The organism is Vibrio sp. D401a, assembly GCF_030248515.1.
Lineage (GTDB): Bacteria > Pseudomonadota > Gammaproteobacteria > Enterobacterales > Vibrionaceae > Vibrio > Vibrio rotiferianus.
The window spans coordinates 151967-174514 of the sequence record NZ_JAHGAI010000019.1 but is presented as its reverse complement, the minus strand read 5'-3'; the positions used below and the strand labels follow the sequence as shown (position 1 = coordinate 174514).

Annotated in this window: 19 protein-coding genes; 8 read left to right on the top strand and 11 right to left on the bottom strand. The window is 43.9% G+C overall.

Annotated elements, in window-relative coordinates; genetic code table 11:
* Positions 1–61: 61 nt before the first annotated feature.
* The 4 genes from KIV41_RS09700 to KIV41_RS09685 all read right to left on the bottom strand — a co-directional run bounded on the left by KIV41_RS09700 (position 62) and on the right by KIV41_RS09685 (position 6325).
* On the bottom strand, positions 62–766 hold the full coding sequence (locus KIV41_RS09700) for a hypothetical protein (protein WP_285336188.1): 705 nt from the start codon (positions 764–766) through the stop codon (positions 62–64).
* Positions 767–1447: 681 nt separating this feature from the next.
* Positions 1448–1714, bottom strand: coding sequence for a hypothetical protein (locus tag KIV41_RS09695; protein ID WP_010453008.1), 267 nt, complete (start codon positions 1712–1714; stop codon positions 1448–1450).
* Between the two features lie 281 nt (positions 1715–1995).
* On the bottom strand, positions 1996–5154 hold the full coding sequence (locus tag KIV41_RS09690; RefSeq protein WP_285336187.1) for an efflux RND transporter permease subunit: 3159 nt from the start codon (positions 5152–5154) through the stop codon (positions 1996–1998).
* Between the two features lie 13 nt (positions 5155–5167).
* Positions 5168–6325, bottom strand: coding sequence for an efflux RND transporter periplasmic adaptor subunit (locus tag KIV41_RS09685; protein ID WP_285336186.1), 1158 nt, complete (start codon positions 6323–6325; stop codon positions 5168–5170).
* Between the two features lie 584 nt (positions 6326–6909).
* Here KIV41_RS09685 and KIV41_RS09680 point away from each other — a divergent pair.
* The 3 genes from KIV41_RS09680 to KIV41_RS09670 all read left to right on the top strand — a co-directional run bounded on the left by KIV41_RS09680 (position 6910) and on the right by KIV41_RS09670 (position 9717).
* Positions 6910–8427, top strand: coding sequence for a phospholipase D family protein (locus KIV41_RS09680; RefSeq protein ID WP_010453013.1), 1518 nt, complete (start codon positions 6910–6912; stop codon positions 8425–8427).
* A 117-nt stretch (positions 8428–8544) separates the two neighbouring features.
* Positions 8545–9132: a class I SAM-dependent methyltransferase gene (locus tag KIV41_RS09675; RefSeq protein WP_285336185.1), complete on the top strand. Its 588-nt coding sequence runs from the start codon at positions 8545–8547 to the stop codon at positions 9130–9132.
* A 21-nt stretch (positions 9133–9153) separates the two neighbouring features.
* Positions 9154–9717 carry a GNAT family N-acetyltransferase gene (locus KIV41_RS09670; protein ID WP_285336184.1) on the top strand — a complete coding sequence of 188 codons (564 nt, stop codon included), beginning with the start codon at positions 9154–9156 and terminating at the stop codon, positions 9715–9717.
* A gap of 182 nt (positions 9718–9899) precedes the next feature.
* Here KIV41_RS09670 and KIV41_RS09665 read toward each other — a convergent pair whose 3' ends face one another.
* The 5 genes from KIV41_RS09665 to KIV41_RS09645 all read right to left on the bottom strand — a co-directional run bounded on the left by KIV41_RS09665 (position 9900) and on the right by KIV41_RS09645 (position 16391).
* Positions 9900–10574, bottom strand: a complete 675-nt coding sequence (locus tag KIV41_RS09665) for a hypothetical protein (protein WP_071235158.1) — start codon at positions 10572–10574, stop codon at positions 9900–9902.
* A gap of 10 nt (positions 10575–10584) precedes the next feature.
* Positions 10585–11811, bottom strand: coding sequence for an MFS transporter (locus KIV41_RS09660; RefSeq protein ID WP_182026707.1), 1227 nt, complete (start codon positions 11809–11811; stop codon positions 10585–10587).
* Between the two features lie 40 nt (positions 11812–11851).
* Entirely contained in the window at positions 11852–13597 is a 1746-nt protein-coding gene (locus KIV41_RS09655; RefSeq protein WP_182026706.1) for an amidohydrolase, read from the bottom strand.
* A 98-nt stretch (positions 13598–13695) separates the two neighbouring features.
* The gene (locus KIV41_RS09650) at positions 13696–15306 is read right to left on the bottom strand and encodes an MFS transporter (protein ID WP_182026705.1); all 1611 of its coding nucleotides are present in this window, start codon (positions 15304–15306) and stop codon (positions 13696–13698) included.
* Between the two features lie 20 nt (positions 15307–15326).
* Positions 15327–16391, bottom strand: a complete 1065-nt coding sequence (locus tag KIV41_RS09645) for a porin (RefSeq protein ID WP_285336183.1) — start codon at positions 16389–16391, stop codon at positions 15327–15329.
* 305 nt (positions 16392–16696) lie between these two features.
* Here KIV41_RS09645 and KIV41_RS09640 point away from each other — a divergent pair, with 305 nt between their 5' ends.
* From KIV41_RS09640 to KIV41_RS09630, 3 genes are read left to right on the top strand one after another with little or no spacing between them, the layout of a single operon-like run.
* Positions 16697–17326: a winged helix-turn-helix domain-containing protein gene (locus KIV41_RS09640; RefSeq protein ID WP_285336182.1), complete on the top strand. Its 630-nt coding sequence runs from the start codon at positions 16697–16699 to the stop codon at positions 17324–17326.
* Complete coding sequence (locus KIV41_RS09635; protein ID WP_042604670.1) at positions 17308–17787, top strand: hypothetical protein; 480 nt, start codon at positions 17308–17310, stop codon at positions 17785–17787. Before KIV41_RS09640 ends, KIV41_RS09635 begins: the two co-directional genes overlap by 19 nt.
* A gap of 60 nt (positions 17788–17847) precedes the next feature.
* Complete coding sequence (locus tag KIV41_RS09630) at positions 17848–19215, top strand: winged helix-turn-helix domain-containing protein (protein WP_285336181.1); 1368 nt, start codon at positions 17848–17850, stop codon at positions 19213–19215.
* Positions 19216–19227: 12 nt separating this feature from the next.
* Here the strand turns inward: KIV41_RS09630 and KIV41_RS09625 are convergent, their stop codons facing one another.
* On the bottom strand, positions 19228–19713 hold the full coding sequence (locus KIV41_RS09625; protein ID WP_285336180.1) for an ASCH domain-containing protein: 486 nt from the start codon (positions 19711–19713) through the stop codon (positions 19228–19230).
* Between the two features lie 179 nt (positions 19714–19892).
* Between KIV41_RS09625 and KIV41_RS09620 the strand changes: the two genes are divergently transcribed.
* Positions 19893–20741 carry a lipopolysaccharide assembly protein LapB gene (locus tag KIV41_RS09620; RefSeq protein WP_088879842.1) on the top strand — a complete coding sequence of 283 codons (849 nt, stop codon included), beginning with the start codon at positions 19893–19895 and terminating at the stop codon, positions 20739–20741.
* A 31-nt stretch (positions 20742–20772) separates the two neighbouring features.
* Here the strand turns inward: KIV41_RS09620 and soxR are convergent, their stop codons facing one another.
* Positions 20773–21210: a redox-sensitive transcriptional activator SoxR gene (gene soxR, locus KIV41_RS09615; RefSeq protein ID WP_171305484.1), complete on the bottom strand. Its 438-nt coding sequence runs from the start codon at positions 21208–21210 to the stop codon at positions 20773–20775.
* Between the two features lie 93 nt (positions 21211–21303).
* On the opposite strand from soxR, the gene KIV41_RS09610 reads away from it, so the two are divergent.
* Entirely contained in the window at positions 21304–22527 is a 1224-nt protein-coding gene (locus KIV41_RS09610; RefSeq protein WP_285336179.1) for an MFS transporter, read from the top strand.
* Positions 22528–22548: the final 21 nt, after the last annotated feature.

The window sequence follows — 22548 nt, the reverse complement described above, 5'->3', positions numbered from 1 at the left end:
CGTCCTAAATAAGGTTGACACATTTCCAAAATAGGACAATTGAGACAAAGGCTGGCTGATGTTAAGACTTTACTTTCTTTTTGATTGGTATCGGCTTTACCCATGGTTTCATTCGAGGGCAACGCTTTTTTGCCAACTGTACTATATTTTTTGCTTCATTGAGACTAAGGAACACCTCGCTAAAAACATAGTACACACCTTGGATATGATGAACATCTAGTGGAATTCCCGCGCAATTAAACTCTTCAATATTCGGTTTTGTTTTCCCTGCATAAAACTGCACGATATTCACTGTTACCATTGCAGATTCATTAGCTATTGAAGTTTTGATTTTCCTTTGTGTCGAAATATTAGATTCGTTAACTTTTGGCTTATCCGAATCTTGAGTCAGCAAAGAACAAGAGTCTTCATTTATTGGAAACAACAGAGGTTCATTTGTCCCATTCAAGATAGAAACACGCTTTACTTCTCGCTTTAACTCACATTCATTTGCAAGAATGTATACGGCCAACTGATCAATGCGACATTTTTCTCTTGTCACGACATTGAGGCTCGAGCCCGTCTGCTTCACTGCTAACGTACAGTGCGGCGCTATCGTTTGATGTGGCTCACTTTTGTTCCATTCATTTATAGCTCTCTCTAAAGCCTTAGGGACTTCAGCCCATGAAGAAAATGACACCAGAGAGAAGACCGAAAAAACAACAACTGTGGAGAAAAGCCTAACTAGGGCAATCTTACAAAATCCAACGTCATATAGTTTTTGCATTGTAACTTCTAAACATCAGCGGACAATTTCAATATCATATAACGAATAATATGCTTGGTGAACAAAACAAGGACAACACCACAAACAAACAACAATTGCGCAACAAATACATCTTATTGCATATAGATATGAACTTATATTGAAAATGATTTCAGATTAAGATTTATTTTAAAGTTATAAGAAAAAAGAAACGCCGAACATTTATTTATATGAGGCAGCAACAATACGCTTCAACATTACACAAAACACACAAAACCACCCCGATAACTAACGATAATGGAATCATTGTTTTAACAATTAACATTTTAACAATGATTTAAACAATGTTAACTTTACCTACGTTGGTCGCACTGGTGGTAAGCCTCTCACCAAGCCTATTGTCAGTATGATATGGACGTTCGACCACCTCCAAAATGAATAGACACCAATTTGGTGCCCTTTTTTCGCCCGTGAAGGTATTCTTCGCGGGCTTTTTTCTATCTGCCGTGTTTCTCCTACTCAATTCCCAGTTTTAGCGCCCCCTTCTTAATCAACAGGCATAAAAAAGCCAACCCAATTGATAGGTTGGCAAACAGAGCAACAAGGTTGACGCAGACTGCTCACTAGCGCCACACTTGTATCGGATGCACTCTGGTTAATCACTCATCCTTGTGACTAACACGGAATCTTTGTGGTCAGAGGTTATGACTTGGTTGCCCCTGTCTTCTGGCATTTGATCTTTACCAGTTGAGCTTGTTGTTCTTTGATGTGTTTAACAATACGGTCATCGCGTTCATCAATTGCGTCCATGTTCATTTGTTCGATGTCCGCTACTGCCTCATGCTTCATTGTTGTAAATTCTTGACGTAGATCCGCACTCCACTCTTCTTTGTCTAGAGTGTTAGCAGCAGCGATTGGTGATGACATTACAGCAATAAGACCTAGAGTAGATAGAAATACGCTTTGCATAATAAGCTCCTTAAGGATTAGCAGTTCATTGGGTTGCACTTTATACATTGCACATAGGATGCCAACTTTTTAAACCTTAAATATCAACAACTTACATTTTAGTTAATTTTCCTACCATCTGCTGAATGGTGAATTTCACACACACAGTGTTAAATTAACCAAGTAAATTTATGAATATTTAATCATCCACTCAGCTTATAGTATAGAGAGTCTATTCCAGTTCGCTTAAGGCATAAAAAAAGCAGCCCGAAGGCTGCTTTAGATTTTCGTTTTAGGTGAAACTAGCTTTGCGTACTTTCGTTACCGACAGTATTTGATGACCGTGATTTGAACTTACCTATCAAACGACCAAAGAATCGTTTAACAATGCGGAAGATGTTTTTAATGTCCTCTAGCATCAGGTACAAACAAGGTACAAGAATCAAGGTAAGGACAGTTGCAAACAGAACGGCAAAACCAAGTGCGACCGCCATCGGGATAACAAAACGAGCCTGCAAACTGGTTTCAAACATGATAGGTAGAACACCTGCGAAGGTGGTAATCGACGTCAACGTTATCGCTCGAAAACGTGCGCAACCAGCTTCAACGACCGCCTGCTTAATACTCATGCCTTTTTCTCGCACTTGGTTAACGTAATCCGTCATCACCAAGGAATCGTTGATAACCACCCCCGCTGCCGCAATTAAACCAAATGTCGACATCATGCTGATGTCCATATCCAGCCAGAAGTGTCCCCAAATCGCCCCCGTTAAGCTAAATGGAATCACCGACATGACGATAAGCGGTTGGGTGTAACTCTTAAGTGGCACAGCTAGCAAGATGTATACGATGATCATGCCTGCAATGAAGAACATGATTTGCTCGTTACGCTGCGCAGCTTGCTCTTCGATGTCACCACCCAATTCCGTTTTCACACTTGGGAAGGCTTGCTTCATGTCCGGTAAGATGTTGTCGTCGATAACTTTCACGACTTCTTGAGGTTCAACCAACTCTTCATCTATAGAGCCATAGACATAAACGGTTTGATAACCGCCTTCACGTCGAATGGTACTCACGCCCGGTTGCTCGTTGATTTTCACCACATCACCAAGCATGACCTTTTTGCCTGCTGGTGTGGTAATCACAGCGTAACGCAGTGATGAGAAGGCTTCACGCGTCAGTTGCGGGTAACGCACCATAACCTTAATTTCTTCGCCATCACGAATAATGCGCTGCGCTTCACCACCGTAGAAACTGCCACCTACTTGCTCTGCGATCATGGTGAGATCCAAGCCCAAATCATAAGCAACAGGAGCTAGTGATAGCAGTACCTCTTTACTACCAGAATCGATAGAGGAAGAGATATCGTACAGGCCTTCCTCTTGCTGGAGGCGGCCAATCAGGTAGCGACCTGCTTCGTTTAGCTCGTTAATGTCCGAACCAAACAGCAAGTAACCAAATTCATCACGGTCACCGCCACCTGCACTTTGTTCACGGATCTTAAAGCTCTTCATGCCCGGAATAACTGGCATTGCCTCACGCCAGCGACGTGCAAGTTCAAAGGTATTGAATGGGCGCAGTTCTTCATCCACAAGCGGTACAAGAATACGACCTTCAGTACGGCTGCGGTTGTAAGAAAGCACATCACGAATCATCCCCTGACCATGCTCATCAATGATCTGGTTTTCGATTTTCTGCATCACGCCTTCAATGGTTTTTAACGCATTGATGGTTTGCTCGCTCGATACAGTGTCATTCATCTCAATCGTAATCGCCGGATAATCCGTTGGAACTTTCGGGTTTGGAATCACACGCACGTAGTTCGAGCTAACTAAAGCAGCACTAATCAGTAACAGACCACAGAAGAAGGCAAAAACGGTCCAACGCCAATGGGTACAAGCCTTAACGAAGCTGCGGTAAGGACCATTAACAAAGCCGAAGAAACGCTTGTTGAAATTATCACGCCAACCGCCTGCTTTGATTGATGTAAAGTTGGTGTGTGCTAAGTGAGCTGGAAGGATCAGCTTAGATTCTATCAAGCTAAAGATAAGGCACAGGATCACGACACCCGCAATGCCGTAGAAGAAGGCACTATCGATCCCACTTGAGAGTAGAAATGGGGCAAACACCGCTATCGTAGTTAATACACCAAAGGTCGCCGGAGTCGCGACACGCTTAACACCCGTCACAACGTTCTCAACACCACCACCCTTCTCTTCGATCTCACTGTAGGCACTTTCCCCGGTTACGATGGCGTCATCCACCACGATACCGAGCACCATGATAAAGGCGAACAAAGACACAATATTCACGGTGATACCCAGCATTGGCATCATCATCACTGCGCCTAAGAAACACACTGGTAGCCCCAACATTACCCACATTGCTAAGCGGAAACGAAGGAATACCGAGAGCATGATAGCAACCAATGCGGCACCTTGAAGAAGGTTCTTCAGCATCATGTCGAGACGACCATTTAGGTAGTAAGTCATATCGACGAGAACTTTCAGTTGAATGTCATCAGGTAAGGTTTTGTTCTTTGCTTCGATGTAGTTACGAACGGATTCAGCCACCGGGATGATGTTTTGATCACGCGTGGCTTGAACCGCCATGTAGATCGCGTTTTGACCCGAGTATTCGAAGTAACGATCTTCTTCGGTGAAGCCGTCTTTAATCGTTGCGATGTCTTGTAGCAGAACTTTTGCCCCATTCGCTCCCAGCTTAACTGGAATATTGCGAAACTCATCACCGCGGTAGTATTGGTTTTCAATACGAACTGCGATCATGCCTGCGTTGGTTTTTACTTCACCAGCAGAAAAGTTCGCTGAGTAACGACGAATCGCGTTGCTCACATCACTTAGCGTTAAGTCATATTTACGAAGAATCAGCGGATCGACTTCTATAGCAATCTCTTCTTCTGGTGCATTGAGATCCACCAGCATGACATTTTTCAGTTGGAGTAATTCGTCTTCGACTTGTTTAGCGATAGGTTTGAGTTCTTCCAGTGGTCTATCGCCCACCAAGCCCATTTCTATCACCTCTTGTCGCCATTCCACCTGATAAACGTTGATGGGTTCCATGCCTGCCGGCAAATTGGATAAGGTGTCTACCCGTTGCTTTACATCGTCCAATACGCGTTTGATGTCGGCATTCACATCCACTTCTATCGATACATAAGCGCTGCCTCGAGAAGCTCGTGCCACGGTCTTTTTGATGCCAGTAACGTCTTTGATAGATTCTTCGACTTTAACCAAGATGCTCTCTTCAATCTCTTGAGGAGACGCGCCTGGGTAAGCTGCTCGAATATTGATGTAGTTGACTTCAACGTTTGGAAACATCTGGCGTTGAATGAACATGAAGCTCACGATACCCATCACAATGATGAACACCATCATTAGGTTTGCGGCAACAGAGTTATTCGCAAAATAGGCTATGATGCCTTTTTGTTGATTATCTTCCATGTTTGACTCCTAACTACTGTACGACGGTTTCGGAGTCGTCATTCTTTTTTGCGACTTGAACTGCCATGCCCTGTTGTGGGTACTCAGGCAAAGTCAGAACCAGCTTGTCCGATTGCTCTAAGCCCTCACCGACGAGGAGAAACTCACCTTCTGCACGAAGCACATTAACGGTTCTTGGTTGCAGTTCATTTTCACCGTTCACAACCCAAACTGTGCGATTTTTCACCAACTCTTGAGGAAGGCGGTAAATGTGTTTGAGCTCTTTACCAGTAAAGCTCACTTCAACATACGAACCAAACTTAATTGGTGGCTGATTGTTGTCTAGGCCATATGGGTCTCTAACTTGGATCACCATGTTAATCATGCGCGTCGCACTATCGATCATGCCGAGATCGCGAACGACTTTACCTTCACGAGTGGTAGAGAGAATCCCTTGTTGGGTCACCGTAGCATGTAGCTCTTTCAATGATTCAGGTAAGAACGCACTGTCAAAGCCTGCGATAGGCACGTGAATCTCTGCCACTTCGATATTGTTCAACATTGCAACGCGAGAACCTGAAGAGACAAACTGCCCTACCCCAATTTCACGCTCAACCACTAGCGCATCATAAGGCGCCACTACCTTGCAGTTTTCTAGATCGCGTTTCGCTCGTTTCAACGCAGCTTGAGCAGACTTAACTTGCGCTTGCGCACTAAGTACTTGCGGCTTACGTAGGTAAAGATCGGTCACTTGCTTGTCGCTTAGTTTCTTCGCCTGACGCTTCGCCACTTCCGCTTTTGCCTGCTCTTCAATCAGCGAAGCACGCGCACTCGCTAGTCCCGCTTCAGCTTGTAGAACAGCCGCCTCATAGTTATCACTCTCTATCGTGAAAAGAACCTCACCACGCTTAACAATACCACCCGTTACGAAGTTTGGATGCCAACTCACCACCTCACCGCTAACTTGAGCAGCTAGGTGTGTCTTTTCAAACGGAACCATTTCGCCATGGCTAGTAATAACAACTTTATGATCGGTAGGAAAGAGTGAAGATATTTGTACTGTCGGTTCACTGATGGTGTCTTTGATTGACTCTTTTTCCGGCGCCGTTGCAGCGATTGCGGCATAACCCGCATAAGAGCCACCAATGACAGCGAAAGGTAAAAGCCAACGTAATACTGGTTTTGCTAACATCGAAAATCCTTTTTATTTTTGTATTCTTCCATTTGTCCCCATTAGGCCTTGCCTTAAAGCCGAGTTAAAAAGCCAATTGCTCAATAACCTTGCTACCTACTCCCCGTGGACAAACAGTGAGGTTTTGCATCTGAAATAGACAACTTTATAAGAGAGCCGTGCTTGCGTGTTTTTGCAAATATCCATCACAAGTAAACTATCCATGGCAAGTTAATAAAATTAACAAAAAGTTAACCATCTTCGCAAGTTACAGCCTCTCTCGCTCACTCTTTATACGCAATGAGCATGCCAAAGCATTAACCATTAAATATCAACAACTTAATTTGAAAGTGTTATTTTTCACAGTTCAGTGTTGGCAATAACCACCAGATATTAGTGATATTGACCAATTACACCGAAAACATCACCCAAAAACATGATATTGTCCGCCCGAATAATATCGCTTCCCAAATGGCTATCATCCAAACCGGACTCCGTGGTCTATTGAAAAATCTGCGACTTTGCGACAAGCATGCACGTTACCAGTCTTCGAAGCTTGATATATAATCAAAGGGTTGCGTCGTGTATTAACAAGGAAGTGTGTATTGCTACGTTATCTCTCTAAAGCCTTACTTGTCTCTATGCTTGTCCTGATCTCAGCATGTTCGTCGATCCAGCCAAGAGATCCCAGCGAGAAGTCCACCAGCTTTCAGTTTGGCTACCAAGCAGACTCCGCACTGGCTGAATTTTTTGAAAGCTACGATAAAGCTCCTGATTCAGACACTGCTTTCTATCCTCTCAATCAAGGAAATGATGCGCTTTTGGCTCGAATCGCACTGATTGAATCTGCAGAGAAAAGCATAGATCTGCAGTACTATATTTATCGCAGTGACGAAACTAGCCAACTTATCACTTGGCGTTTATATGAAGCCGCTCAGCGTGGTGTCCGAGTTCGTTTATTATTAGATGACATGCAAAAACGTAATGATGCAGGTATGGCGGAGCTGAACGCTCATCCAAACATAGAGATTCGTCTATTCAATCCCCATCATTATCGCGATGCCCGGGTCTTTGCCTTTGCAAGCGATTTCGGTCGATTAAATCGACGCATGCATAACAAATCTCTAATTTCAGATAGCGTCTCTGCCATAGTGGGCGGCAGAAACATTGGTAATGAGTACTTCTCTTTTGAATCCAATGTAGAGTTTGGGGATTTTGATGTGATGCTATTTGGTGAAGTAGTCACACAAACAGCAGACCAATTTGATCTTTACTGGAATAGCCTTTACGCCGTTCCGATGGAATGGATTGTCCCAAACTCCAACAAAGTTGATGATGACGAAATTCAAGACCAAGTTAAAAAGTTGGGGTTAGAAGCGAAGTTCTCAACCGGTCGGTATAACTTCAAAAAGTTGGATCTGTACGAAAAACTACAACAGGGTCAACTGAAATTGTATTGGGGTCAAGGTGATGTTTGGTTTGACTTACCCGATAAAATCGAAACTCAAGACAGCCAACTTGTTGCCAATTTAGGTGAGCTATTAGAAAGCGTTGAAGATTCGTTCGTGCTGATTTCCCCTTACTTTGTACCAACAGAATCGGGAACCAAAGCACTTGTCAAAGCGGCGAAGCGCGGCATTGATATCACTATTGTGACAAACAGCTTAGCATCTAACGATGTCTTCGCCGTTCATGGTTGGTATGCAAAATATCGTGAAGATCTCGTCAAAGCAGGCATTAAACTGTGGGAGGTCAAAGCAAGTGCGAACATCAAAAGTAAGTGGAGCTTAACGGGTAGCAGCCGAGCAAGTCTGCACGCCAAAGCCATGATGATCGATGGTAAAACCTTATTTGTCGGTTCGATGAACTGGGATCCTCGCTCTGCAGAGCTCAACACCGAAATGGCAGTGGTTATAGAGCAACCAGAGTACGTACAGAAATCTCTAGCACTATTGCCTGAGCAACTCAAAGAAAGTGCTTATCAAATAGCCATTAAAGATGGTGATATCGCATGGCTAGATAAAGAGACTGGCGAAGAATTCAATTCAGAGCCAGAAGCGAGTGTGTGGCGAAAAATGGGCGCTTGGTTTTCGGGAATTCTTCCAATCGAAGACCAACTTTAAGTCACTCACACTATGGTAAATTAAAAGTTCTTTACTCGAAGAAATTGGTTAACCTTTGAAAAATCAAAGCGCTATTCATGGTTGAGTAGCGTTTTTTATAACTAGAAAGGAATCGCGATGTCAGTAACATGGAACGAATACTATCAGAAGGTTGCGAGCCAACCTCACCGACCAAACGTAGAACGAGCCGCCAATCTGCTTCCACTCAACAACAAAATCGCCATTGATGCAGGATGCGGTATCGGTCGAGATTCCAACTATCTTCTCAAACAAGGCTTTACCGTTTACGCGTTTGACACTCATCAAGATGCGGTGGAAACTTGCTTGACGCGTTTCGAAGGCAATCCTAACTTTTCCATATCGCAGTCTTGCTTTAGTGACTTTCATTACCCGCAATGCAGCTTGTTCATTGCCAGTGCCAGCTTGTTCTTTTGCCCTAGCGAACGATTCGAAAGCGTGTGGCAGAGAATCAACGAAGCATTACAGCCGGGTGGTGTATTTTGCGGGGATTTACTGGGGATTCACGATTCTTGGGTTGACGCAAACACACATCCAAATATCAGTGCGTTTACTAAGGAAGAAGTGGAAACATTATTTGAGGATTACGAGATCGTCCACTTTTATGAGAGGGATGAAGATGGCAGCACAGCCGTTGGTAGTACAAAGCATTGGCATATGTTCAGCATCACTGCAATTAAACGTTAGTGCATTATAACAAGGAGTGTTATGTACCATTTTCAAGGTGTCGCATTAAGAAAAGCGATTCCGGAAGAAGCGAAGGCACTTTATCAATTGATCACTGAAGATGAACGATGGGCTGAGTTCAATGGCCCTTACTTTCCATATCAGACACCAACACTAGAGGGCTTTCGCAACAACACCTTACAACGACTAATGAAAGGCGAAGACATGTTGTTGATTGAGTTCGAGGGCAAACCCGTCGGCTCTGTCAGTTGGTATTGGGAATGTGAGAGCACACGTTGGTTAGAAGCAGGCATCGTCATCTACGATTCCAACTACTGGAACAAAGGTCTGGGATTTTGCGCGCTAGTGCCTTGGATAAGCTACATCTTTGATACTCAAGAAATCGAACGAGTCGGGTTAACAACCTGGTCGGGTAATCCAAGAATGATGCGCTGTGCTGAAAAGCTTGGCATGCAACAAGAAGCTCGCATTCGTAAGGTACGCTATTACCAAGGCGAGTACTACGACTCGATAAAATACGGTGTATTAAGAGAAGAGTGGCAAGCGCTGATCCAGCAACTGTATAGTCAAGAACAGTTAGCTTAAGTCATTGTGCATAAAAGAAAAGGCTTAGTATTTAACCAAGCCTTATTTGTTTGTATTAATTCGATGCTAGGTGAATCACATCAAAGCGTTCTCAATGCCCCGCGCGTATGGATTTAACAGCGGTTTGTAACCTCTAGATTGCGTGTAAGGATATTAAAAGCCCGTTGCTTTGAACGCTCATATCAAACCGTTAATGCTTCAGTCTTGGGTCTCCCACCGGCCAGCGCCAGAATAACGCCAAGAGCGACGCCTAAACTTGCCGCAAACACCACTTGGAACGCAGGAGGTAGTAAAAACGTAATCGTGTGAGCCGGAATCCAAAACAACGGAATGGTTTTTTTAAATACGAAACCATACTGAGTATTCCAATCTATTTGACTAAATTTCTGAGCCATATTGATTGGTTTAATTAACGCAACCATCGAACCATGATGATCGGCAATGTGTAAATCAGTGATTTTGTGTAACGTCATAAATATTGGTGCAAATATTAAGTTGAGCCCCAAGCTAATTGAGAAAGCAGTTAACAAAGGTCCCGCTTCAGGCAAGAACTTGTTCAATACCACCGGGTCTCCCACCGCAAATACAACAAATGCCGCTTTAATCAGCACCCCAAGTACATACCACACAATCATTTTTGGGATAACACCAAAACCTTTAATAGACCATGATCCTGTTCGAATTCGCTGTCCCAACACTTCACCAAATGTGGCCAATATTGCGAATTTAACCCCAGACATAGCAAAGCCATGTTGGTCGGTAATGGTAATAAACGCTTGATAAACTGAATCAAACACAAAAAAAGGGCTAAGGAAAGCCAGCACTCCTATAAGGACTGCTTTATCCGTATTGTTCATAATATTTCCTTTAAGGGTAATGTTTAGGTTGATCTATGTGTTGGTCATGCCTTAGCTCGCGGTACTTGTTGCCAAACAGTAAAACAACACCTACCGAAGCCGTTATAGCTGCGACAAGAGGGATATAACTCATACCTAGCGACGCCGTTACCATGGAGTTAATTACGCCAGAGAGAAAGTTGCCGATACCAGCGATCGCCATGAAAATGGTTAACGCCATAGATTTTGAGCACTCACCGGAAAGTTGTGCTGCTTGAATTTGAGAACTGGCCATCATAAAAGGCCACGTACAGCGATTAACGAAAACCATACACAGCACAATCAACATCAGTTCTGGCTGGTAGTAAAAAGCACAGTATGCCAACACAACAAATACCATTGCTTTTACTGCGCTGGAGGTGATAAGCACGTTATCAGCCCCGAAACGTTCCGTTAACTTACCTACAATCGGGTAGAAACTGAGCGCAATAATTCCACTGATACTGACCACTGAGCTCGAATGTTCTGGCATTATTTGGAAGACTTCTCGCATCAATACAGGAAAAGGTAAAAACAGAATCTGTGCGGCAAAGCAAAGCAGCCCCCACCCTAAGGCCATAATTCCAAAAGGAGAATGTAGAAGCTTTTTCACTTGTTGGGATCGTTGCTCCGGACTACGGGTACGAATAAAAGATTTGTTGAAATCAGGAACCAGAACTAGCGCTAGTAAACTGCTCAGCACCATGACAATGCTAGCACCGACAAATCCAGCTGCGGGCATTTCAATTCGCCCTGCAACTCCAAAGCCTATCACCTCCCCTATGATAAATGCAGCGATCAACATGCCTGTTCTTCCGTGCCACTCTTTTTCTTCATAGCGACGAACTATGAGTAAATTGAGAATGGAGTAGCCTATCGCATAGATAAGTCCCTGAATAAACATGTTGAAGAACAAACTCAATACGCTTTGTGAGTACTGAACCGCAAACGCCAAACATGCATTGACGAGAAATAAGCCAGAAAGCCAAACTTTTGGTGTCCCCCACTTATCAATGTATTTTGAAAACCACGGCCCCACAAGCGGCCCTGCGGTCCAAGCCGCCATGATCAAACCTATCTTGGCTAAACCTGAGTCGAATGAGAGTACGACAAACTGTGGGACCAACATAATGCAGAACCCGACGTTAAACGCGCCAAGTATCACCATAAAAAGATACCAAGGTTCTATCTGTCGCCACGATGCTCGTAATGTATCCATAACGTAAAACGGGAAGGCATTTCACCTTCCCGCCCCCACATTAGTTCAAGAAAATGTCATCACCACCAATAACGGTTCCGACAATACGAATATCTTTAAGTGTCTCACGTTTCTCTTCCGTCGCTTCTTCGGCCAAGACAGTAAAATCAGCCCATTTACCCACTTCAATTGACCCGCGAACATCTTCTTGATGCGCAAGCCATGCATGGTTGTAAGTGATAACTCGCATAGCTTCCGCAACGGTTAAACATTGGTCTTCTCCATAAACAACACCACTCAGAGAACGACGGTTTACGGCACACCAAGCAGAGAACAATGGACTCACTTCCGTCACCATGTCATCAGAGTGGACACCATGCATGAGTCCGTGGTTTGTTGCTGAGCGACACGCATCCATTCGTCTTACGCCATGTTCACCCACTGTGTACTTCGCGTGCACATCTCCCCAGTAGTACAAGTGGTTCGTGAACAAGTTAGGCGTAATACCTACTTGTTTCATTCGGTAGAACTGGTTCTCAGTCGCCAATTGACAGTGTTCCAGTGAGTGGCGGAAACCAAGATTTGGATTAGTTTTACGAATTTCTTCAATTGCTTGAATTGCGACCTCGGTTGCGCCATTACCATTAGTATGAATTGAGCAAGACATACCATGAGCTTCACCAATAGAGATTTGTTCCATCAATTTCTCTTTGGACATCAACAGATGACCATTTGGTTTGCCCTCAGTTACATAGTTTTGATCCGGAAGTAAGTGTGCAGTGAAGCCTTGGATTGAACCATCCGTAAGCATCTTAAAGTTACCAACAGAGAGGTATGGGTTCTTCTCATCACGAATCGCATGGACCGCATCCCAACCATGCTTATCACCGTATACCCAACGATCAATTGAACTAAACCAAGGTTCCATATTGACTCGCGTATGTAAACGACCTTGCGCTTGCGCTTTCAACCACCCCTCGGCTGCGACATTGCCAGGAGTCAATGGAAAGTTTGTTCCTTTGTCAGTCACACTGGTACAGCCATTGATACGAGCAACTTTTGTCGCCAGTTCACCAGCTTCAATAATGCCCTCTTCTGAAAAGTCCATTCTTGCGGCACCTTTGGAGAAGGCAAACTGCATTAATTCAGGCTCTGCCACCGTGCCATTCACTTGACCACTTTCGTAACGGAACAAGTTTGGGTCTTCTTCCATGCTCTCGTAGCCACATAACTCGATTGCTACCGAGTTAATATTGATAACGTGACCAGAGGCGTGCCCCAAACAGATAGGGAACTCTTTACTCACTTCATCAAGTACATTTCGTGTGACATCTGCACCCGCCAATAGCAGCGGATCAAACCCCCAACAATTTAGCCACTGCTCAGAGTCTGACTCCAAACGCACACGGTCTTTTTCAATTAGTACTTTTAGGTGTTCTGTAAGTTGTTCAACCGATTGAATCCCTTTCATTACAGAACCATCGGCCGCTTTGCGGTCAACATAACCGACATAATGAGAATCTTTAAGGTATGCCCCTAAAATATGTGGATGCATGTGATGTTCTGCGAAGCCGGCATAGATGTAGCTTTCTTCAAATGTATTGTTGAACTGAGCTTCAATTCGGTGAACGTTCAGCAAGGAGCGAATAGTCTCTGTCTCACCAACTCCGACAATTACGCCATTTTGGACCGCAACCGATTCTGCTTCTGGTTGCTCTGGATTCATCGTAATCACTTTTTGAGCTGTAAATACTGTCACAGGTTTCTTAACATCTATTAGACGCATGCATAGAGCTTGATAGTTCATAAAATAGTCTCTTCTTATTAATTTGTAGGGTTTGCCTTGTTCTTCTTGTTGACGGTGAAATACTTGGAAAAACAAGGCAGTAGCTTTAATTCAAATAATTACTGTTTTTGAGTCCAACCTTGCGTTGGAATGCCCATGAAGCCTGGTAGGTGAAGCAGTACAAACAATGTCAGAGCCCAAAATGAATATTGTGCTGACTCGATACGAACATCTTTGTAGATAGTCAATGCGGCTTCCGCTTGAGGCATGTCAGCGCCTGCTTGGGTGAGTTTTTCTAGCAAAACTTGGTTCGACATAAAGCCATGAACTGGTGTTTCTGCTACGTAAGTTTTAACTATCGGTGCTACGTCACTTTGAGCAATTTCTGATTTATATATTGCGGTCGAACTGAACAGCAAAACTGCACCAATGATTGCAACGCCTGCAGCCTGCCACACGTTGCGAGTGGAGCACTGAATACCACCGGATTGTGCCGCGTCTCGAGGGTTTAGTGCAGAAGCTACAATCATTGCCGATTGAGATGCGTAACCACCTTGACCACAGCCTAGAAGTAGCAAGCCCGTATACATAAACACTGGGTTAAAGCCGTCAGCCTGTAGAGAATAAGCCATTGAAATCGCGCCCAGACAGACTGCTGCAGATGACGCTAACACCACCATTCGAGGTGACCAATGACTGTATTTTTTAGGAATACCCAGAGAGAAGATAATCATCGGAGCAGCCATAGTAGCCATCGCAACTCCTGTTGCTGCCCCGCCAAGCCCTGCAACGACCATGATCCATGAAAGGGTTACAAAGAATGCCGCACCAAACACCGCAAAGATTAGGCCAGTAACATAAAGACCATTACGCACTTGTCGCGTTTTAATAAATGACTGGGGAATAAGTGCCGCACCATGCTTCTGCTCGATCTGCTTTTCTACCATCATGGTCACGACCATGATTGCAATACCAAGAATCGCTAGAGGTAAAGCTGGGGACATCCCCATAACAGTAAAAGGTGCAGACATTGGCTCAATTAACCCCCACTCCGAGACTTTCGAGCAACCAATGATGAAGGCTAGCAGACCAAGTGACGCCATCACCGTACCCACATAGTCAACACGCATTTGAGCAGGTTTAATATTTGGAATGAGTTTCCAAGCCGCTAGAAATACCAACACAAACCAACCAGACATTGTAGAGAAAGCAGCTTGATAACCTGATGCATCCATAATGACACCCGCACCAATTGGCATCACTACCGCAGCGACACCTGTGGCGGCGCCGACACCGCCGAATGCTACGGCGCGTTCTTTGCCCTCATAGAGAGAAACGATGATCCCTAATACCGATGGAATCATCAGCGCAGCACCGAATCCTGTTAAGGAGCGAGCCCCCCAAATTAGTACTTCCATGTTCGGTGCGATCACAGCAAGCGCTTCACCAGCAGCACACAATGCAGCACCCGCCATAAATACTTGTTTAAAGCCTTTTGCGATACCTAACATGCCGCCAAACACCATCAGAGCACCGGCCAATAAGCTGTATACGATATTGGCCAGCTGGACTTGGTTCATAGTCGCATTCAATTGTGAGATGAACTCATTGGTTGACATCGATAAAACAGAGTTGTCACCGGAGGTTCCGACTTGAGCGAAACAAACAACAAGTAAAGGGAACCACATGGCCATCCCAGATTTGTTTTGGTTTTTAATTGCTACATCCATAGTTTTTTCCTTCTAGCAATCTAGAAATATTGAGGGTATTCAGAGAAGAAATAGATAATGCCAATCGACCAAGCATCACCGTGAAATAGGCTGTTTTTGGTTGAATCATGGTCAATACGATATTCAGAGTAGAGAGCGAGCTTCTGATCAAAGTTCTTTACTACACCAATGTTAGAAAATTCTGTTGTGTAGGTGTCCGTTTCTGTGGTCAAACGGTTGTAGCCAACAAATACTTTCCAGCTATCGGAAAAACGGTAGTGGCCAAAAAACTCGATACCGTCAGAGTCAACAAGGTTTGAGGCTACTGGAGCAGCACCAAATTCTTTTTGGTTGTTTTTGCCAAATGTATAGTTTCCACCAAGCATCCATTTTTCGCTGTTATAAAACGCTCCGACAATCGTTGCACTGATAGAATCATCACCATTTGTTAGTCCGTCTGTATTTGCTACTTGATGGGCAACTCCAAACTGAAAACCGCCCTGCGCGTAACGAAGCGAACCTCCATAGGTGGTGTTAACCGTTACAGTATCTGTAATGGATTGGTCACTTTGGTCTCCAACTATTAAGCCAACCAAAATCTTTCCATCCCCAAAGCCAAACTTGTTGTGGTACTTAACGGAATTATCCGCACGCCCAAAGCCGCCTACCTCAGACGCTGGGGCAAAAAAAGCCCCTGTCGCTGTGTCCTTGTTACTGAAAACGGTGTCTGAATACATTGCGATATCATAAAAAGGTGACCAGACCTTACCCGCTTCAATAGAGCCATATTGGGTGCGCATCCCGATGTAACCCAAACGGGTATTGAACTCGGTATCGTTCATGTCACTAAAGGCAACGGCATACTCCAACTTGCCAAATGCAGTAATGTCATCATTAATTTGATTCTCTCCTGCAAAGAACAAACGAGATGCGTTGGAGTTGAAGCCCAAATCATAGGGACTGTCATCAAAGTTGTGGCTGTACTCAGCTGCAATCCAGCCGCCAAACTCCAACGTCGCAGAGTCATGTTTAGCAATCTCAATAGCCATACAGGGCGAAGCAAGTAAGAAAGCGCCTGCAGTAATTAAGTAGTGATTCGTTTTCATTCTCTATCTCCGAAAACAGCAATTGCGTTGAGCAAATACACCAGCTCAACAATGTAGTTGGCATCAAGCCGATGGAGATAGAATGCGGGCTTTGCAGATCATAGACCTCAAGAAAACCTCAATTTGATATTTTTATTCTTTCAAATGAAGTCAAACTGGTGAATATATCTAGGTGAGGCAGGTACAAATCCTTATTTTTATCAAAAAAACCTCAAGACAAAGGTTATTGTGAAGCTTAGCAATATCACTAAATCAGTTAGATCTTAAAATGACTTGATAGGTAAGATAGATAGGTTGGGCAACAGATGAACTCAGCTCTACACAGTGACCATTATCAGTTTGATGAGTTTCGCTATTCACCCACTGAAGGGGTACTCATCACTAAAGATCGACGAGTTGTATTGAAAGCACGTGAAAACGAACTTCTGCACATTTTGGTAAAACAGCACCCTTTACCCGCAACTAGAGATGCCATTCAACATGCATTATGGAGTAACTCCTATGCTACGGACTCTACTATCAACCAAGCAGTAAGAACCTTGAGAGATGACTTAGTCGATACTGACCGAACTTTGGTCCGCACCATACCGAAAACAGGCTATATATTGGGGGCAAGCCCTAAGTTCGTTCGCTATCAAATTGAGGTCAGTCAGAAAAATAGTTCCTCCCGCTTACAATATCTGCCTTACTTTGTTTTTTGGTTAATATTCAGCTTATTTTTTCTCGTTGTTGGCTATCAATTTGGCTCTCCGTCGGTGGCAGGAATTACCTTATCCAATGGAGACACTCATTATCTTTTTGAGCCAGATAATATAGAGCAAGCGCGCTTCGCCTCCACGCGCCCAAACCAAGAAACATTTCTTAAGAGAACAGAGCGTGGGTACCGAATTTGTGTATTAAATGATGGAGTTATGTTATGCAAAAACGTTATGTAATCACTAGCATCACATTATTTGTCTCCGCATGTCTTTTTTTCTGGGCTGGATATGAGCTGCATAATAAACTGAATTCACCACTGCGAAGTATCGCGGGCGTTTGGACAGGGCATTCTAAGCTGGAAACGAATACTGGCCCTATCAATTATGACGTTAATGCGCTCATTCAAAATGAGTCAATGACACTATCACTAGTTGCACAAGCGCAAGATAACGCCAAGTTCGCGTTTAGACTCGACCTAAAATACGAAGAGCACACCGGAAGTGAGTACCTATTTACGGTCCGAGACAGAACCACGACTTGGTTGGAGCAAATTCGCTCACAAGAAAAATTAGACATTCCAGTTATCGGTCACTTTCTCGCTGCGACGCTAGTGAAAAAAAATGATAACCAGTTTTTCTTCGCATTTGATCTGGGAACAGAGTACGTATTTGGCACATTGTTTGAGAAAGGGATTTAGTTCACTCACGAAACAGGAGTAACGTTCAGGCAATACGCGATTGGTAGTAAGGAACAGCGCGTGTACATTATAAATGGCATCCATTTCAACAGTATCGAACAAACGATTTGCCATGAGGAGAAAAGTATTCTGCTCACGCCTAAAGCAAATCAGTTGTTGCTGTTCATGGTTCAACATCCAAATCAAACTCTTTCTCGAGAAGAGATCCTAACCTCTGTTTGGAGTCGCGATTTTGTCAGTGATCACTCACTAACACAAGCAGTGAGTGACTTAAGAAAAGCGTTATCAGAACTGGGCACTGAATACAAAAAGCTCATAGTAACAAGACCCAAAGCGGGGTATGTATTGGAGGCTGATGTCAGTCGAGTTGAAGGCACAACTCCACATTCCGGACAGCCTTCGTCTAACGCGATTAGCAACTCTACAACCTTTAAGTGGGCATTCGTTTCTTTTGTCACACTCTTGCTATTTGCTGTGCTAATGGCATTTAATTGGTTCCCTGAGAAAACAAACAACAAGGCAACTATTAACCCATATAATGTCGCTTTTGTTACCTTTTCATCTCCAGACAAATACCAACATCTTGCCTTTGGCTTAAGCGACTTAATCAACTACCGCGTCAATCAACAAGGAAGATACCGCTCCTCTTTGCTCTATGAGCAAGATAATGACCTTTCTGAAAGAGCGGCTCTTGTTATGTCCGGCAGCATTACAGAAGAAAATCATAGCCCTATCTTAGAATTTTATATATACGACAACATCTCGGACAAAAAATTATTTTCTCGTGAATACTCTCTCGATGACAGCGTCATAGTCCTCGTGGCTCAAAACATATTGACGGACCTTGAAGCCGTGATGGAAACGTCTTTCGATCACGCCATCATAGACAAGCTAGATCGCCAGTACCCACGAGACTCAAAAACGTTCAATTTAATGCATCAAGCCCATTATGCATCGAGCATAATAACGACGCGCTCACTATATTCCGCGATAAAATTATACGATGAAGTTCTAAAGCAGGACCCGAACTTAGAGATTGCTGCAGCTGAAAGACTGATTTCCGCTAAAATTCTGAACTCAATTCAGCCGTTCGCAGTTCCAGATAACGAGCTAAAGGAGATGTATGATAGTTTGTTGAGTATAAGAGATGAACTCCATGCTCCTATATATTACGAAGCTCTTGCGGTCTGCTCCTTCGATAGAGATGACTTGAGCAACACTAAAACTTTGTTAGCAAAAGCTGTCAATATACGAGAGTCTTGGTTCAGTAACATCATTGCTGGCAAAATCGCTGAAGTTGAGGGCAAAACCTATTTAGCAGCAACATCATACAAACGCGCTTACGCGATGAAACCAGACGAGTCAACATTACGAGTAATCAACACCCTGCTGTTTATATCTGACCTTAAACAGCTAGGACTACCTTAACATTTCTTGGCACTATCGCGAGGTTTCTCCAAGACGAGGATAAACCACTTCAAACCGCTCTAGCAGCAATAATCGCTGCTCGTGCCACTCAATGCCTAACTCATCACACTCGGCTTTGAAAAACCGAGTGTGTGCGTCTCGCCACCAAGCCATGGTGCGGTCACCTTCCCCTTCTGCGTGAGCAAAGTCCTCACTCACGTCTGCATATCGACAAGTACTAACATCCGTGATTCGAATGATGCACACAGGCTCTCCATCCCAGTTTGTCACAACTTGTAAGTGACCTACTTGCGGCGTTACTTCTCCTTGTTGGCTATACCAAAGTTCCATGCTGTAAGATGCGGTTTTCTGACCAATTCTTACCAACTCAGCACAATTGTTGGCGTTGTACTCATCTGCACAGTAGTAATCCGCACTCACTGACGGGATTGCGTCTTTTTCTTGCTGAGACAGTAATTGAAGGTATTGTTCGAGGTAGGCTTGTGATTTTGCGTCCATATTGCTTGCCATTGGTTTCCAGTGGAGAAAAGAGTATCTATTCACCACAAAAAGAGCAACGCAAAAGCACATCAGAACACTTTATAAAACAATCATTTTTCATGAGTTTTTTGCTAAACCTTACCTCTATTTGCTATGGTTTCAGAGATTCATCCATTCTCGACGCAAAAGGACGTTTTATGCGCTTAATCATCGGCATCTTCTTCGCTGCTCTGCTCTCTTTTCCAACCTTAGCATCAGAAGAAACGTACTCAGAGTCCGACCTTTTAGACCGACCTCTGATGGAGCGTTATATCCTCGATGAGCTGAAGTCACTGCGTCAGGAACAACAAGATCTAGAACGACGTATGATTGTCGAGATCACTGATCGTGAGTTAACAGTGGCCGACAAATCATTAAACTACGCGAATGTCACCGTCACGTACTTCTTCTACATCATTGCTGGTGTTGCCTCGCTCATCGCTTTTGTAGGTTGGCAATCACTACGAGAATTTAAACACAACACCAAAGAGATGGCAGACAAGCGATTAGAAAAAATAGCCCAAGAGTACGAGAAGAAGTTTTTAGCATTAGAACGCGACTTAAAGCGTAAGACTCGCATCATCAGCGAAAACAATAAAGAAATTGAAAAGATCAACGAAATCCACAACTTATGGTTGCGTGCACAGAGCTCACAAACACCTGAGCAGCGTATCGATATTTACGATGAAATTTTGCTCGTTCGTCCAGGTGATTTGGAAGCGCTAACTTACAAAGCGGATGCAGCCATGGAGATCAAAGAGTATCACTGGGCATTGAGTCTCTGTAACCGCGTACTTGAAGTGGATGACACCAACGGTCCAGCCTTGTATCAACGAGCTTGTGCATACTCTCGTTTAGGGATTGAAGAACAAGCAATTGAGGACTTGGAACGTGCGATTGATACCAGCCCTTCAATCCGTGACTTGTTGGCTGAAGAACAAGATCTCGAGCTGCTTCACGGTCATGAACGATTTGAACGCTTGTTGTATTCTGCCGCAGAGCAATAGTCTCCCTTCAAATAATTCGATGAAGGGGGGCTCAACCTTCTTCATCTAACGTTAAGTTCGACCCAGCATGATCTTTACCAAGAACGTCTTCTGGGTTTCTTAACGCGCAGGTCTCTAGTGATAAACAGCCACAACCGATACAACCACCCAAATCGTTTTGTAGCGCTTTAAGCTTTTGAATCTTTTGTTCTAACTGTTTATGCCAATGACTGGCCATGGTTTCCCACTGCTGCTTATTTGGTGCTTGGTGCTTAGGCAACTCTTCTAGTGCCAATTTGATCTCTTCTAATGATAAACCGACTTGCTGCGCAGCTTTGATCACCGCAACACGGCGAAGCACACTGCGATGATAACGACGTTGATTACCTTGATTCCGCCAACTTGAAATCAGTCCCTTCTGTTCATAAAAGTGCAATGCCGATACCTTCACTCCAGAACGCTTTGCTACCTCACCTACGCTGATTTCCATTTCTAGCCTCTTTTATCCAATAAAGTGCTTTACCTCAAGTTCACTTGAGGTTTTAAAGTTACACCACGTTAACAAATTAAGCAGATAAAAACGATGACAAATAAAACAATTCCCTACTTGGCTGGACGCTTCTTTGATGGCATTTCTTCCGGATTATTTATGATGGCGCTGCCATGGGTTATGCTGGCTGAACCAGACATGGGGACCTTCGTCGCATTGGTCGCTCTCTCTTGTACCGCTATTTCCTTCTTGGCGACCCCTTTCTTTTCCACTTTTATCGACCGCCATTCAAGAAAGCAGCTCCTGGTACTCAATCAATGGCTACAAGCGGGCATGGCATTTATCATTTTTATCGCTTACTGGCTTGAACTTGGCTCACATTGGCTTTTAGCTTTTGCGCAAATGGTTTATTGGGTATCCAGTAATTTCGCATGGACAACCAACAACGCATTCACCCAAGAAAACTACCAACCTCATGAATACGCTAAGATTTCAGGTCAGCAAGAAATCATCATGCAATCAACCACTTTAGGCGCTGGGGCGTTGGGTATCATATTGCTAGAGGTGTGGGGAATGTTGGAGTTCGCCTTATTTGCTGCCTCAGCCTCTTCCATCGCAGCACTTTTCTACATGGTAACGCCTTACGTACAGCAAATCAGAGAATCCCACTCAATTGCATTCATGACTCAATTGAAAGAGAGCAAACAGATCTTTGCAAGAGAACCGACGTTTTACGCCTTTATTCTGCTATCTTGCTTGTCGTATCCGATCTTAACTTATCTTGGAAAACTGGTGCCGATTTGGTTCTCACAACAAGGTATCTCCGGCGATTGGTACGCAGGGTTTAACATCAGCTTTGGATTAGGCTCCCTACTTACTGGGCTTGTTGTCACCAAGATACTGCGTCAGTTTTCTCATACCAACATCATTGTCGTATCGATGAGTGTTTTAGCATTTGCCCTGATTGGTATGAGCTTATCCGCAAGTCCAGTCACCATCCTGATGTTTACGGCACTATTTGGCACCTTTAATGCGCTCAATCGAATAGCAAGAATCAATTGGATGCACCATTCCGTATCTGTACACCAAAGAGGACGAGTGGATGGTGGCATCAGTATGTTTGCAACGACAGTACAGTCTCTTAGCTATGTCCTCATTGCAATGCTAAGTCACTATGGCTTAACCCAGTACGGTTTCACGCTCGCGGCTGCCACCGTATTGTTAGCAGTCTTCTTTATGTGGCATTTGCAAGGAAAACTAAACCAACAAGACAACATATATGGGTATAGAGTTAGAGACTGCAATGAAGTAAATTAGGAGCTCTCCTCAATCTCAAAC